This is a genomic window from Xanthomonas rydalmerensis (assembly GCF_033170385.1).
GTDB lineage: Bacteria > Pseudomonadota > Gammaproteobacteria > Xanthomonadales > Xanthomonadaceae > Xanthomonas_A > Xanthomonas_A rydalmerensis.
The window spans coordinates 2,555,360-2,569,196 of sequence record NZ_CP126170.1 but is presented as its reverse complement, the minus strand read 5'-3'; the positions used below and the strand labels follow the sequence as shown (position 1 = coordinate 2,569,196).

The 13,837-nt window shown below is 67.6% G+C and carries 12 protein-coding genes; all 12 read right to left on the bottom strand.

All coding sequences use genetic code 11. The annotated features are described in order from the left end of the window. Positions 1-90: 90 nt before the first annotated feature. The 12 genes from QN245_RS10775 to flgK all read right to left on the bottom strand — a co-directional run bounded on the left by QN245_RS10775 (position 91) and on the right by flgK (position 13,836). Positions 91-1,578: a sigma-54 dependent transcriptional regulator gene (locus QN245_RS10775; RefSeq protein WP_160967526.1), complete on the bottom strand. Its 1,488-nt coding sequence runs from the start codon at positions 1,576-1,578 to the stop codon at positions 91-93. After that, positions 1,575-1,958 carry a response regulator gene (locus tag QN245_RS10770; protein ID WP_048489825.1) on the bottom strand — a complete coding sequence of 128 codons (384 nt, stop codon included), beginning with the start codon at positions 1,956-1,958 and terminating at the stop codon, positions 1,575-1,577. The genes QN245_RS10775 and QN245_RS10770 overlap by 4 nt, the downstream gene beginning before the upstream one ends. 15 nt (positions 1,959-1,973) lie before the next feature. Then, positions 1,974-3,377: an RNA polymerase factor sigma-54 gene (gene rpoN / locus QN245_RS10765; protein WP_184447965.1), complete on the bottom strand. Its 1,404-nt coding sequence runs from the start codon at positions 3,375-3,377 to the stop codon at positions 1,974-1,976. 268 nt (positions 3,378-3,645) lie between these two features. Continuing rightward, positions 3,646-4,278 carry a response regulator gene (locus QN245_RS10760; protein ID WP_160967522.1) on the bottom strand — a complete coding sequence of 211 codons (633 nt, stop codon included), beginning with the start codon at positions 4,276-4,278 and terminating at the stop codon, positions 3,646-3,648. 90 nt (positions 4,279-4,368) lie between these two features. Further along, on the bottom strand, positions 4,369-4,947 hold the full coding sequence (locus QN245_RS10755; protein WP_160967520.1) for a PilZ domain-containing protein: 579 nt from the start codon (positions 4,945-4,947) through the stop codon (positions 4,369-4,371). Next, positions 4,944-5,243, bottom strand: coding sequence for a hypothetical protein (locus tag QN245_RS10750; protein WP_160967518.1), 300 nt, complete (start codon positions 5,241-5,243; stop codon positions 4,944-4,946). The genes QN245_RS10755 and QN245_RS10750 overlap by 4 nt, the downstream gene beginning before the upstream one ends. Then, on the bottom strand, positions 5,240-5,659 hold the full coding sequence (gene fliS / locus QN245_RS10745; RefSeq protein WP_010341674.1) for a flagellar export chaperone FliS: 420 nt from the start codon (positions 5,657-5,659) through the stop codon (positions 5,240-5,242). The genes QN245_RS10750 and fliS overlap by 4 nt, the downstream gene beginning before the upstream one ends. A 149-nt stretch (positions 5,660-5,808) precedes the next feature. Beyond that, on the bottom strand, positions 5,809-7,134 hold the full coding sequence (fliD, locus tag QN245_RS10740; protein ID WP_425612955.1) for a flagellar filament capping protein FliD: 1,326 nt from the start codon (positions 7,132-7,134) through the stop codon (positions 5,809-5,811). Positions 7,135-7,330: 196 nt separating this feature from the next. Next, positions 7,331-8,518, bottom strand: a complete 1,188-nt coding sequence (locus QN245_RS10735; RefSeq protein WP_160967514.1) for a flagellin — start codon at positions 8,516-8,518, stop codon at positions 7,331-7,333. A gap of 717 nt (positions 8,519-9,235) precedes the next feature. Beyond that, entirely contained in the window at positions 9,236-10,423 is a 1,188-nt protein-coding gene (locus QN245_RS10730; RefSeq protein WP_160967513.1) for a flagellin, read from the bottom strand. A 336-nt stretch (positions 10,424-10,759) separates the two neighbouring features. Further along, complete coding sequence (flgL, locus tag QN245_RS10725) at positions 10,760-11,965, bottom strand: flagellar hook-associated protein FlgL (protein ID WP_317843148.1); 1,206 nt, start codon at positions 11,963-11,965, stop codon at positions 10,760-10,762. Beyond that, positions 11,962-13,836: a flagellar hook-associated protein FlgK gene (gene flgK, locus QN245_RS10720; protein WP_317843147.1), complete on the bottom strand. Its 1,875-nt coding sequence runs from the start codon at positions 13,834-13,836 to the stop codon at positions 11,962-11,964. The genes flgL and flgK overlap by 4 nt, the downstream gene beginning before the upstream one ends. Position 13,837: the final 1 nt, after the last annotated feature.

The window sequence follows — 13,837 nt, the reverse complement described above, 5'->3', positions numbered from 1 at the left end:
CGCCGCGGGGAAACGATGAAAGGGGAAGGGAGTGCGCCGCGCTGGCGGCGGGCGCGCCGGGTGCGGCCGCACCCGGCGCCGTGCGCCGGCTCAACTGGCCAGTTCGGTCTGGTCGCGGTCGATGCCGTACTTGCGCAGCTTCTCGACCAAGGTGGTGCGCCGCAGGCCCAGCAGCTGCGCCGCATGTGCGACCACGCCCTGGGTGCGCTCCAACGCCTCGTTGATCAGCGCCAGTTCGATGTTGGCCATGTGCCCGCGCAGGTCCAGGCCGCTTTCCGGCAGTGTCGCCGCGGCCGCAGCCGGCGTATCGGCATCCGCGCCGCCCGGCTTGCCGCCGGCGTGCAGGTCCACCACGTTCGGGACCCGCCGCGGATCGGCGACGACGGGCGCCGGTGGTGCCGACACGTCGATGGACGAGGCGAAGTCGCCACGGTAGCGTGCCGGCAGGTCCTGCACCCGCACCAGTCCGCCCGGATGCAGCACCGCCAGGCGTTCGACCAGGTTGGTCAGCTCGCGCACGTTGCCCGGCCACTCGTAGCTGCGCAGCGCCTGCAAGGCCTCCTCGGAGAAGCGCACTTCACCGCGCCCGGTCCGCGCCAGTTGCGCGGCGATGGTGTGCACCAGCGCCGGCAGGTCGTCGCTGCGTTCGCGCAGCGCCGGCATCTCGATCGGGAACACGTTGAGCCGGTAGAACAGGTCCTCGCGGAACTGGTTGCCGGCGATGCGCTCTTCGAGGTTGCGGTGGGTCGCCGCGATCACCCGCACGTTGCAGCGGATGGTAACGTTGCCGCCGACCCGCTCGAAGCTGCGCTCCTGCAGCACGCGCAGCAGCTTGACCTGCATCGGCAGGCTCATGTCGCCGATTTCGTCGAGCAGCAGCGTGCCGCCCTCGGCCATCTCGAAGCGGCCCTTGCGTGCGCTCAGCGCGCCGGTGAACGAGCCTTTCTCATGGCCGAACAGTTCGCTTTCGAGCAGGTCCGGCGGGATCGCGCCGCAGTTGATCGCCACGAACGGGCCGTCGCGGCGCGGCGATTGCTGATGGATCGCGCGCGCCACCACTTCCTTGCCGGTGCCGGATTCGCCCAGCACCAGCACGGTGGTGTCGAACGCGGCAACCTGATCGATCAGCCGGCGCAGGCGGGTCACCGCCGCGCTGGTGCCGGTCGGGCCGTTGTCCTGCGCGGCACCGGCCTGGTGTTCGGCGTCCAGCCGCTTGAGGCTGGCGCGGCGCAGCAAGGTTTCCAGTTGCGCGTGGCGCAGCGGGGCTTCCAGTTGCCACACGTTGGCCTCGTGCAGGCCATGGCGCTGGGCGAAGGCCTGCGCGTCGCCGTTGAGCAGCAGCACCGGCGGCGGCAGCGAACTGCGCGCCACCCAGCCGAAGAAGGCATCGGCCTGCTCCTGGTCGTCGAGCCCGCCGACCAGGATCGCCATCCATTCGGTCTGCCGGTGACGGCCGGGCTGGACGTCGGCCACGTCGGTGACCCAGCGCGGGTTGAGGTCCATGAATTCGAGCAGGCTGACGGTCCGCTCGGCGCGCACCGCATCGTCATCGATCACCAGGATCCGCGATTCGCTCATGCCGGCACTCCCTCGGTGCGAAGTCCCTCCAGGATCGGCATCACTTCCTGGATGTAGGACAGCTTGCTGACGAAGTTGTCGGCGCCGGCGCGCATGGCGTGTTCGCGGTGCTCGGCGTCGTCGAAATGGCTGGCGATCACGATGTACGGCGCCTGGTCCTGGGTCTTGATCAGGCGCGTGGCCTGCAGGCCGCCCATCTCGGGCATGGCCAGGTCCATCAACACCACCTGCGGGCGCAACGACTCGGACCGCTCGATGGCTTCCAGGCCATTGGCGGCGCTGCCGATCACTTCCATCCACTCGAGCTTGCGGAAGTGGCGCATGGCGGCGTTGATGAAACCTTCGTGGTCGTCGACCAGAAGCACGGACAATTTGTTCATATGCGTCGTTTTTCCTTAGCCCACACGGGCCAGCAGCGGTTTGCTGCCGCGGCGGCGTTCGCGTGCGGGAGCGATGTCCAATTGTTCACGATACTTGGCGACAGTGCGCCTTGCCACGTTTACGCCCTGTCGCGACAGCAGCCCGGCGATGGCCTCGTCGGCCAGCGGCCGCCCAGCCGGCTCGGATTCGATCAGGCGCCGGACCATGGCGCGCACCGCCTGCCCGGAGACCGCGGCGCCTTCCAGGCGCACGGCGAAGAAATGCTTCAGCTCGAAGGTGCCGCGCGGAGTCTGCAGGTACTTGCCGGTGGTGATGCGCGAGATGGTCGATTCGTGCATGCCGATCGCCTCGGCCACTTCCTTCAGGGTCAGCGGCGCCATCGCTTCCTCGCCCTTGACCAGGAACGCCGACTGGCGCTCGACGATGGCGCGGGTGGTGCGCAACAGGGTCTCGTAGCGCATCGACAGGCCGCGGGTCAGCCAGCGCGCCTCCTGCAGCATCTCGCGCAGCGGCTGCGCGGCGTCGCCGGCCTCGGCCAGGGCGCGTTCGTGCATCGGGTTGACGGTGACGCGGTGGGTGGTGGCCGGGTTCAGCGCCACCCGCCAGGTGCCGTCGGCATGCCAGGCGACCACGTCCGGGAGCACATGGCCGGCGTCCTGCGGCTGCAGGCTGTCGCCGGGCCGCGGCTGCAGCGACAGGATCAGCCGCACCGCCTCGCGCACGTCGTCGGTCTCGGCATCGAGCTGGCGCCCGAGCAGGGCGTAGTCGTGGCTGGCGAGCAGGTTGAGGTCGCCTTCGAGAATGCGCGCGGCCAGGTGGCGGCCGGGCACGCGGCCGGGCAGGTCGCTCAGCTGCGCCTGCAGGCACTCGCGCAGGTCGCAGGCGCACAGGCCGGCCGGATCGCCGTGCAGCAGGCGCTGGCGCACCGCTTCGGCCTGCGCCACGGTCAGGCCCAGGCGTGCGCTGGCCAGCTGCTGCAGGGTCTCGAGCGCGCCGTCCAGGTAGCCGGCATCGTCGCAGTGTTCCAGCCAGAACGCGGCCGCTTCCAGTTCCAGCGCCGGCAGTTCCAGGGCCAGCCGCTGCAGCACGCGCAGGTGCGGGTCGCTGGACTCGCCGGCGGCGATGCGTTGCATGCGATCGTCTTCGCCGTCGTTCCAGCCGGCGGCCGGGATGTCCCACATCGAGGATTCGGGCAGTTCGTCGAACGCTGCGGTTTCCAGCCCCGCATCCTCGTGCTTGACCACCGGCTCGATCACGCCCTCTGACTCTTCCAGTTCGAGCAGCGGATTGGTCTCCAGCGCGCGGCGGATTTCCAGTTCCAGTTGCATGCCGTCGAGCTGCAGCAGTCGGATCGACTGCAGCAGTTGCGGGGTCAGATGCAGTTGCTGGCCCAGTTGGGCGGAAACGGTCGGCTTCATGCGGACTTCCTCGGTTTGGCGCCAACCCTCTGGCGCCCGTGGAACGCATACTGCTTGTCGCCCGACGGTAACAGAATCGGGGGGTTCCTGAGTAGGGTAGTAAAATTCCCGACAGGGTGTCAGGAATTTCCCGACATTCGGGTCCTGGGCGCCGGACAGTCGACGGCGTAATGCCTTATCTGGCGGGCCTCGGCTGGATCGTCGCAGCCTGCTGACCGGTTAAGGCAAACGCCATGCCAATGTTCCGTGTCGGGATGTCGTCCCCAGTTCAGCTCAGTTCGCTCTGATGGCGCGCGGCCAGCAGGACCAGATCGTTGGCGCGCCGACAGCCCAGCGATTCCATCATGCGCGCGCGGTGGGTCTCCACCGTCTTGACGCTGATGCCCAGATCCGAGGCGATTTCCTTGTTGCTCTGGCCGCGGCCGATCTGACGCAGGATCTCGCGCTGCCGCGGCGACAGGGCGGCGACGCCCACCGGGCGCTCGCGGCCGAGCATCGGCGCGATCATCTTGGATGAGATCTGCGGGCTCAGGAACACCTGGTTGGCGCTGGCCGCGCGCAGTGCCAGTTCCAGCTCCAGCGGGGCGGCATCCTTGACCACGAAGCCGGTGGCGCCGCGGTCCAGCGCATCGCGCACGTGCACCGGGTCGTCGTGCATCGACATCATCACCACCCGGGTCTTGGGCGAGCTGTGCAGCACGTCGGTGAGTGCGTCCAGGCCGCTGCGCCCGGGCAGGGACAGGTCCATCAGCACCAGGTCGGGGCGGTGCAGGGTGGCCAGGTCCACGGCTTGCTGCGCGTTGCTGGCCTCGGCGACCACGTCGACGTCCGCAAACGTCTGCAGCAGCCGGCTCAGGCCGGCGCGTACCAGGGTGTGATCGTCGACGATGATGACTCGCACGGTGCAGGTCCTTCTATTCAGATCGGCACCTTAGCCGAGCCGCTCGCCGCCGCCAACCTCGGCGCCACGCTGGCGGACCGAGGTGCCGGCTCAGCGCGCCCGGCGGCTGTCGGCGATTTGCCGGCGGTGCAGCCGGAACAGGTGGCGTTCCAGGGCCTCTTCCAGGCCCGGTGGCTGTGTCTCGAACCGTAGCCAAAGTTGCACGACGCCGGCGGTGGTGGCCTCGGCCAGCACCCGCACCGGCAATTCCAGGTGGTCCGGCAGCCAGTCCGAGGGTTGCAGGCGCAGCAGGCCGGCGGCGCCGGCGGCGGCGCCGGAGCGCGCACCGAGCTCAAGTCGCACGCCGCGCCGCGACCAGCACAGCGGCCGCAGCGGCAGGGCGTCTTCATGCTGGCGGGCCAGCCGGCCCAGCAGGACAAGCATCAGGTCGAGCTTGGCCTCCATCCGCTGGGTCTGCGCGGTGGCCTCGCTGCGATCGTCGCTGCCGTCCTCGCCACGCAGATCCTCGATCTGCGCCAGGCTACGCAACAGCGCCTCGCCGGCGGCGAGCCGGCCGGCGCCGTTGCCCAGGCGGAAATCCGCCGGCAGCGCCAGTTCGCAGCTGAGGGTGTCGTGAAACAGTTCGGCGTCGGCCGGGTGGTGCGCGGCGCCGTCCGAGCCGGTGTTCATCCCAGCAGTCCGGCCTGCGAATACAGCCGCGCGGCGTGAGTGGACTGGCGGCTGGTGCGCAGCCAGGCCGCAGCATGGTCGCGCTCCATGCGCATCTGCGCGGTCACCGCCTGCTGCAGGGCGAGCAACGGCTTCAACGCCTCGCGCGAGCGGTCGGCATCGTCCTGCTGCAGATAGGCCTGCAGGCGCCGCTCGTGATCGGCGATCATGGCCTGGGCCAGTGCGTAGTCGTCGCCACGCAGGACCTCGCGCAACTCGTGCAGGTCGTTGTGCAGGTCGGCGAGTTGGATACTCACGATGCGTTCGCCGTGGCCAGTTCGCGCTGCTGCGCGGGGATGGCGGCCCAGGCCGCGTCGATCTCGCTGAGCAGTTCCAGCGCTTCGGTCAGCGCGGCGTCGTCGTTGTGCAGGTTGGCTTCGGTCAGCCGGTGCATGACGTAGTCGTAGAGCGCCGACAGATTGCCGGCGATCTCGCCGCCGGCCTCATGGTCGAGCGAGCCATTGAGATGGCCGACGATGGCGCAGGCTTCGCCGATCGCCTTGCCCTTGCGCGCCTGGTCGCCCTGCGCAAGGCAGGCCTGGGCCTGGCGGATGCGCTGGCAGGCACCGGCGAACAGCATGGCGACCAACTTGTGCGGGTCGGCATCCGTGACGCTGGTGGAAATGCCCATCTTGCGATATTGCTCAGCGTACTGGCGGCTGGAACCGTACATGGAAAACTCCCTCGGTGGATTGGCAGCGCGGGCCGCCGTGCTCTCCGGCAAGGGTGCCGGGGCGGTGGTTGCGGCCAATCCGCAATGACTGTCGATACTCTTCATATCGGCCACGACGCACTTGGACTTGAGCGGCGGCCGTGTGCGCGTCAGCTGAACTGCTTGGTGAGGCTATCGCTCACGCCCTGCATCTGCGTCACCAGCGTTTCCATCGCCGTGAAGCGCGCGGTGTACTGGTCGGTCAGCGTCTGCATGCGCGCGTCCAGATCGTTGAGCTGGTCGGTCAGGTCGGAAATGTGCTTGTTGAGCGCGTCGGTCCGCTGGGTCAGCGTACCGTTGGTGGTGTCCAGGTTGCTCTTCAGCAGCGTGCTCATCCCGGCGCCGAAGTTGCCGGCGCTGCCGAGCATGGTCTTGGCCGCCGAGGGATCGGCGGCCACGGCGGTATCGAACTTGCTGCTGTCCATGCTCATCACCCCGTCCTTGTCGATGGTGACGCCCAGCGCCATCAACCCGCTGACGTTGTCGCTGACCAGCCGCCGCAGCGACTGCTGCAGGCCGCGCACCATCGCATCGCCGGTCATCGGCGAGGCCTTCTTGTTGGTGGCGTCGTAGGCGCTGGAGGACTTCAGGACGCTGTTGGCCGAGTTGTAGGCGCTGACCAGCGCGGTCAGGTTCGCTTTCAGCGGGCTGGTGTCGCTGGTGATGTTCAGATTGTAGGTGGTGCCTGCAACCGCCTTGGTCAGATTGATGGCGACCCCGGGGACGATGTCGGCGATGGTGTTGCTGCTGGACGTACGCTGGAAGCCGTCCACCTTCACCACCGCGTCGTCCGCAGCGATGGTCTGGGTCAGGCCGCCACTGCTGCCAGGCGGGTAGGTGAGCTTGGCCAGGCCGCCGTCGCCGCCGGAGGTGGTGATGGTCAGCGCGCCCTTGGTGCCGGAGTTGACCGCGTTGAGCACCAGGTGGTCGCCATCGTCAGCGGTGACCACGCTGGCGGTCACGCCGGCGCCGTTGGCGGCCTTGTTGATGAAGGCGGCCACGTCGCTGAGCTTGCTGCCTGCATCGACGTTGACGTTGAGCGTGGTGCTGCCGTAAGCGATCGTCAGGGTGCCGCCACCGACGACGCCGCCGCTGGCGTAGGCCGACGAGGTCAGCTTCTGCGACTGCGCCAGCTTCACGACCTCGATGCCGTACCTGCCGGCGCTGGCGCTCGAGGTGACCGTGGCGGTATAGCCCGCACCGTCGTCGATGTTCGCCTTGAAGGCGCCCTTGTCGGCGCTGTCGGAGACGGTACTCATCGCCGTCTGCAGGTTGGACAGCGCGCTCTTGATCGTGCTCAACGACGACAGCTGCGCGGTGGAGGCGGTGCCGTCGCGGTTGATCCGGTCTTCCTGCGGTTGGCGTTCCTTCGATACCAGCTTGGCGACGAAGGTCGGAATGTCCAGGCCTGAGCCGATTCCCGTGGTGGACATGATCGCGTTCCTTGAGGTGGCCGGCGCGCGGCGCGCCAGCGGCTGAGGGGAGTATCGGCGTGCGGGGGCGCTTCTTGAGCGCCGCCCGCGCGTCGCGGCGGTTCTCCGTTGCGATGCAAATCCTGTGCCGCAGTGTCAGCGTCAAAAAAAAGGCCCCTCCTTGCGGAGGGGCCCGGTGTCAAGTTGCGGCGTGTCGCGCTTAGCCCTGGAGCAGGCTCAGCACGCTCTGCGGCGCCTGCTTGGCCTGGGCCAGCATCGCGGTGCCGGCCTGCTGCAGGATCTGCGTGCGGGTCAGCTCGGCGGTTTCCTTGGCGTAGTCGGTATCGCGGATGCGGCTGCGCGAGGCCGACAGGTTCTCCGAGGTGGAGCTCAGGTTGGCGATGGTGGAGGTGAAGCGGTTCTGGATCGCACCCATGTCGGCACGCGAGGAGTTCACCGCGGTCAGCGCGTTGTCGACGATGCTCAGCGCCTTCTGCGCGCCCTGGAAGGTGGAGATATCCAGGTCCTGCAGGTAGTTGGTGGTACCGGCGGTGGCAGTGGCGCTGGCGGCGATGCCGGCGTTGCTGAAGGTGATGCCGGTGGCACCGGTGGCCGAGCCGGCGGTGAACGAGAAGTCCTGGCCGCCCTTGACCGATTCCAGCTTCAGCGCGCTGCTGGTCGGGTCGATCGAGGCGTACACGCCGGTCTGCGCCAGCTGGTCGTTGATCGCCGAGGCGATCTTCTTGGCCACGTCGGCACCGGCATCGCCGGCGGCCACCGAGACCGAGGCGATGGTGACGCCGTTGACGACCATGCCGGAGAAGCTGCCGCTGGCGGTCGCGGTGCCGGAGGCCAGGGCGGCCGAGCCGGTCTGCGTGGCGGCGAAGCCGGCCTTGCCCAGGGCCGAGGCGCTGGCGTTGACGATGCTGTTGATGCCGATGGTCTGGCCGGCGTCGGCGCCGACCTGGAACAGCGCGCCGGAGAACGAACCGTCCAGCAGCTTGGTGCCGTTGAAGTTGGTCTGCTTGGAGACGCGGTCGATTTCCGCGGTCAGCTGCTTGACTTCCGAGTTCAGCGCACCACGGTCGGTGGTGGAGTTGGTGGCGTTGGCCGACTGTACCGACAGTTCGCGGATACGCTGCAGGTTGTTGCCGATTTCGACCATCGCGCCTTCGGCGGTCTGCGCCAGCGAGATGCCGTCGTTGGCGTTGCGCGAGGCCACATCCAGGCCACGGATCTGGGTGGTGAAGCGCTCCGAGATCGCCAGGCCGGCCGCATCGTCCTTGGCGCTGTTGATGCGCAGGCCCGAGGACAGACGCTGGATCGTCGTCGCCAGGCTGGCGCTGGTGGTGTTGAGGTTGCGCTGAGCGTTCAGCGACATTACGTTGGTATTGATGACCTGTGCCACGTTGATATCTCCTGTAAGCGATTTGTCCGGCAACTTTTGTTGCCTGGAGTCTCCGCAGGGGGCCATCAATTGGCCAGTGCCGCTGCTGATACAAGTAACGGCGGCAAGCCCGCAACCTTTAGTGATTTGCTGCGCAAAAATATGGCGGCGCGATGATTTGCAAGCCACCCAAAACGCGGCGAAGAGCTTGTTTCGGCCGCGCTTTGGCAAACTTTAGGTCCAGCATGCAAGTCCGGGACACGGCGGCGTGGATCGATGCGGAAGACGTCGATGCCATCGCGGGCGCCATAGAAGATGCTGGATGACCTCGCCAACATGCGGCCGCGTCCACCGCTAACGCCTGACCCCTGTCCGCACTCCAGTCCGCCGGTCCGAGACCGGGTTCCTGCGCGTTAGGAAGTCGATGGCGCTGGCCATCTTCGGTCGCCCCAATGGCAATGGCAGCGTGCACCGGGGGCCCTGCGTACCGCCTTGCCCACGCCATCGTCCAACGGCCGCATGGCCTGGCAATGCCGGCCGAGACCGTCCAGCCGCTCCAGCCAGTGGGCCGTAGGTCGGGCACGCCAACCGCGGGTGCGGCACATGCGGGTTCAACGCAGCATCGAGTAACGGCGGTGACGCCGTGTTGTCCGACATGCACTCCCGCCGCGTCGGAACCGAATAAAAAAAGGCCCCTCCTTGCGGAGGGGCCCGGTGTCACGCTGCGGCGTGTCGCGCTTAGCCCTGGAGCAGGCTCAGCACGCTCTGCGGCGCCTGCTTGGCCTGGGCCAGCATCGCGGTGCCGGCCTGCTGCAGGATCTGCGTGCGGGTCAACTCGGCGGTTTCCTTGGCGTAGTCGGTATCGCGGATGCGGCTGCGCGAGGCCGACAGGTTCTCCGAGGTGGAGCTCAGGTTGGCGATGGTGGAGGTGAAGCGGTTCTGGATCGCACCCATGTCGGCACGCGAGGAGTTCACCGCGGTCAGCGCGTTGTCGACGATGCTCAGCGCCTTCTGCGCGCCCTGGAAGGTGGAGATATCCAGGTCCTGCAGGTAGTTGGTGGTACCGGCGGTGGCAGTGGCGCTGGCGGCGATGCCGGCGTTGCTGAAGGTGATGCCGGTGGCACCGGTGGCCGAGCCGGCGGTGAACGAGAAGTCCTGGCCGCCCTTGACCGATTCCAGCTTCAGCGCGCTGCTGGTCGGGTCGATCGAGGCGTACACGCCGGTCTGCGCCAGCTGGTCGTTGATCGCCGAGGCGATCTTCTTGGCCACGTCGGCACCGGCATCGCCGGCGGCCACCGAGACCGAGGCGATGGTGACGCCGTTGACGACCATGCCGGAGAAGCTGCCGCTGGCGGTCGCGGTGCCGGAGGCCAGGGCGGCCGAACCGGTCTGGGTGGCGGCGAAGCCGGCCTTGCCCAGCGAGGCGGCGCTGGCGTTGACGATGGTGTTGATGCCGATGGTCTGGCCGGCGTCGGCGCCGACCTGGAACAGCGCGCCGGAGAACGAACCGTCCAGCAGCTTGGTGCCGTTGAAGTTGGTCTGCTTGGAGACACGGTCGATTTCCGCAGTCAGCTGCTTGACTTCCGAGTTCAGCGCACCACGGTCGGTGCTGGAGTTGGTGGCATTGGCCGACTGCACCGACAGTTCGCGGATACGCTGCAGGTTGTTGCCGATTTCGACCATCGCGCCTTCGGCGGTCTGCGCCAGCGAGATGCCGTCGTTGGCGTTGCGCGAGGCCACGTCCAGACCGCGGATCTGGGTGGTGAAGCGCTCGGAGATCGCCAGGCCGGCCGCGTCGTCCTTGGCGCTGTTGATGCGCAGGCCGGAAGACAGGCGCTGGATCGTCGTCGCCAGGCTGGTGCTGGTGGTGTTGAGGTTGCGCTGAGCGTTCAGCGACATTACGTTGGTATTGATGACCTGTGCCATTTTGATATCTCCTCTTAGCGATTTGTCCGGCGACCGGTTGGTGCCTGGAGTCTCCGCAGGGGGCCATCAATTGGCCAGTGCGGCTGGTGATATAAGTAACGGCGACAGGTGCGCAACCTTTAGCGGTTTACTGCAGAAAATTTGCCGTTCCGACAATGCGCAAAAGACCCGGGCCACGGCGAAGAGCCTGATTCGACCGCGCTCCGGCAAACTTTAGGGCTTCTTTCGCCTTGTCTACCGCGCCGTCGGCGATGGCGGTCTTTTGTATAAAGCGAAAGGCCCGGAGGCGTCGCCGCGCTCCGGGCCTTTCGGTATATCCGGTTTATCGCTTGACGATCAGAGCCGGTCGAACAGCGACATCTTCTGCATCTGGGTAAAGATGGTCTGTGCCGCTTTCAGCGCCGACTGTTCCAGCTGGTATTGGGAAATCGCTTGCGCGTAGTCGAGGTCGCGCAGCGAAGACAGGGTGGTCTTCAGGGTCACGTCGTTGGCGGCGCGCAGGTCGGTGGCGTTATCGATCGCCGCCAGTTGGGCGCCGCCGGCGGCGCGCGCGTCGATCATCTTCGACGAGGCCTGGGTGATGTCGCGCATCGACGATTGCAGGCCGTTCTGCAGCGCGGCCTTGGCGGTGGGGGTGATGGGATCGGTGTTGAGCAGGTCGACCAGGTTGCTGATCGTGGAGAACACGTCCTTCGTGGTCGACGGCCCGATCTGGAAGCTGTCGCCGGCGGCGGGTGCGCCGTCCACGCGCATCTTCAGGCCGGGCAGGCCGATGCTCTCGCCGGCGGCATAGGTCCCGGTGTTGACCACGGTGCCGCTGCTGTCGCGCACCTCGTAGGTGGTGGCGGCGGTGAACACGACGTTGTAGCTGTCGCCGTTCCAGGCGGTCGCGCTCGAGCCGTCGCGGCTGAAGTCCAGCAACAGGCCGGTGCCGGTGTTGGCGGCGGCCGCGTGCGCGTCCACGGTGCCGTCGCCGGTCGGTACGCGCATGAAGATCTCGCTGCCGGGCAGGGTGTCGGAGACCTTGGTATCCGGGGCCACCTCCACGCTGCGCTGGGTCTGGTTGCCGCTGTAGACCACGTTGCCGGAGACCACGGCGAAGGGTGCGGCGTCGTCGGCCGTGCCGCCGAACAGGTAGCGGCCGGAGCCGTCGGTGCTGTTGGACAGGCTGAGCAGGCTGTCGTGCAGGGTCTTCAGTTCCGCGGCGATGGCCTTGCGGTCGGGGGTGGTCAGCGCCGAACTATTGGCTTCCACCGTCAGATCCTTGACCCGGGCCATCAGGTCCCCGGCCTGCGACAGCGAGTTCTCCTGCAGGTTGAGCCGGTTCTGCACGTTGTTGGCGTTGTCGCCGAAGCGGGCCAGCGCGGCCACCGTGCGATCCAGGCTGACCGCGGTGCCCGCGGCGACCGGGTCGTCGGCCGCGCTGACGATGCGCTGGCCGGTGGAGAGCTGCTGCTGCAGGTGCGAGATCGTCGCCTGCTTGCCGAGCATGGTGTTGAGCGACTGATTGAAGATCATGCCGCTGGAGATGCGATTGCTCATCGGACCGCGCTCAGGATGGACTGGAACAGGGTGTCGGCGGTGGAGATCAGGCGCGAGGCCGCCTGATAGGCCTGCTGCAGCCGCAGCATGTCCGCCGCTTCCTCGTCGAGGTTGACGCCGGATAGCGAGTCGCGCGCATCCTGGGCGCTGCTCTGGATCACGTCCTGCGCGTCGGCGGCGTACTTGGCCTGGCGCGCCGCCGAGCCGACCGTGGTGGTCAGGCCGGCCACCGCGCCGTTGAGGGTGATGGTGCCGCCGTTGAAGGCCTTGGAGTCGTCGAGATTGGACAGCAGCAGGGCGTTGCCGTTGTTGCTCGAGCCGACGCCGGTCGGGCCCACCGCGAAGCTGTCGCCGGCCGACGGCATGCCGTCCATGGTCAGGCTCCAGCCATTGGCGTTGATGGTCTGACCGGCCGTGTAGGTCTGCGGTGCGCCGCCGTTGATCGAGTAGTGCGTGGAATCGATGAAGGCGATGCTTGCCGGCGTCAGCAGGTTGGCGTTGCTGGCGTCGGTTGCGGTGACCCCACTGACCTTGCCGGTGCCCAGGTTGCTCAGCGTGGCGCTGGCCTGGATCGGCGTCGCCGCGGCGATGCGCGAGGGGTCGGTGATGGCCACGGACAGTTTGCTGATGGCGTTGGCCGTGGGTTGCAGCAGGAACTTGTCGCCGCTGGCGGCGGTGCCGGACACCTGCAGGGACACGCCGTTGACCACGATCGGATCGGCACTGGTGCCCGAACCGCTCATCGGGACGCTGGCGCCGGTGTCGCTGCGGCTGGCGCTCCAGGCGGTGCCGTTGTAGGTCAGCAGCAGGTTCTGCCCGTCGAGCTTGCTCAGGTCGCTGACGTTGGCGGTGAACGCCGCGGTGCCAGTGTTGGCGCTGTTGCCGTCCACGCTCGGCGCCGGCAGGTTGAAGAAATCGCCGCCCAGCTGCCCGTACAGATCCATGCCGGCATGGTGCTGCTGGTTGTAGCTGCTGGCCACGCCGGTGGCGATACGCCCAAGTTCGGCCTTGGTCGGATCCAGGACGTTGCTGCGGAACTCCAGGAAACCGCCGAGCTGCCCCCCCAGCGCCTTGCTGGTAAGCGGCGTCGAGCCGCCCGGCGTCTTCAGCGCGATCTGCAGCTTTTCCGGCTGGTAGGGGTCGGGACTGGTGACCAGCGTCGACGCATTGGTGCCGACCACCATCGCTTGGCCGCCGGAGGTGTAGACGTTCATCATCCCGCCGTCCTGCTGGATGACGCTGCCGCCGGTGTAGCCGATGAGCTGGCTGATCATCTGGTCGCGGCGATCGAGTAGGTCCGGCGCGGCGGCATTGGCGTTGGAGCCGATCTGGCCGTTGAGCTTGGCGATCTCGGTGGCGAGGCGGTTGGCCTCGGCGGTGCCGGCCAGCAGGCCGTTGTTGACCTCGCTGCCGAGCGAATCGAGCTGGCCGTTGAGCTGCTTGAAGCGGGTCACCAGCGAATTGCCGGCGTCCAGCAGGTTCTGCCGGTTGGCGCTGGCCGAGGCATTGGAGGACAGGCCGCTGGTGGCATCGAAGAAGTTCGACCACTGCCCGGCGATGCTGGTCGCCTTGTCCGAGAACAGCCCGTCCACGCGGCTGGACAGGCTGGACAGCTGCTTCAGCCGGGCCACTTCGCCGGTGCTGTCGAACAGCCGAGAGATCGCCAGCTGGTCGGCGACGCGGGAGACGTCGGTGATCTGGGTGCCGTTGCCGATGAACTCGCTGCCGTACTGGCTGGGGACCGTGGTCGCGAACGTCGTCCGCTGCCGGCTGTAGCCGTCGGTATTGATGTTGGCGACGTTGTGGCTGACCGTGGACAGCGCCCGCTGGAAGGCGAGCAGGGCGCCGGTACCGGTGGAGAGAATGGACATG

Excerpts from the sequence above, each read along its gene's own strand:
- QN245_RS10775 (WP_160967526.1), bottom strand. The coding sequence starts at position 1,578 with ATGAGCGAATCGCGGATCCTGGTGATCGATGACGATGCGGTGCGCGCC.
- QN245_RS10770 (WP_048489825.1), bottom strand. The coding sequence starts at position 1,958 with ATGAACAAATTGTCCGTGCTTCTGGTCGACGACCACGAAGGTTTCATC.
- rpoN (WP_184447965.1), bottom strand. The coding sequence starts at position 3,377 with ATGAAGCCGACCGTTTCCGCCCAACTGGGCCAGCAACTGCATCTGACC.
- QN245_RS10755 (WP_160967520.1), bottom strand. The coding sequence starts at position 4,947 with ATGAACACCGGCTCGGACGGCGCCGCGCACCACCCGGCCGACGCCGAA.
- fliS (WP_010341674.1), bottom strand. The coding sequence starts at position 5,659 with ATGTACGGTTCCAGCCGCCAGTACGCTGAGCAATATCGCAAGATGGGC.
- QN245_RS10730 (WP_160967513.1), bottom strand. The coding sequence starts at position 10,423 with ATGGCACAGGTCATCAATACCAACGTAATGTCGCTGAACGCTCAGCGC.
- flgL (WP_317843148.1), bottom strand. The coding sequence starts at position 11,965 with ATGAGCAATCGCATCTCCAGCGGCATGATCTTCAATCAGTCGCTCAAC.
- flgK (WP_317843147.1), bottom strand. The coding sequence starts at position 13,836 with ATGTCCATTCTCTCCACCGGTACCGGCGCCCTGCTCGCCTTCCAGCGG.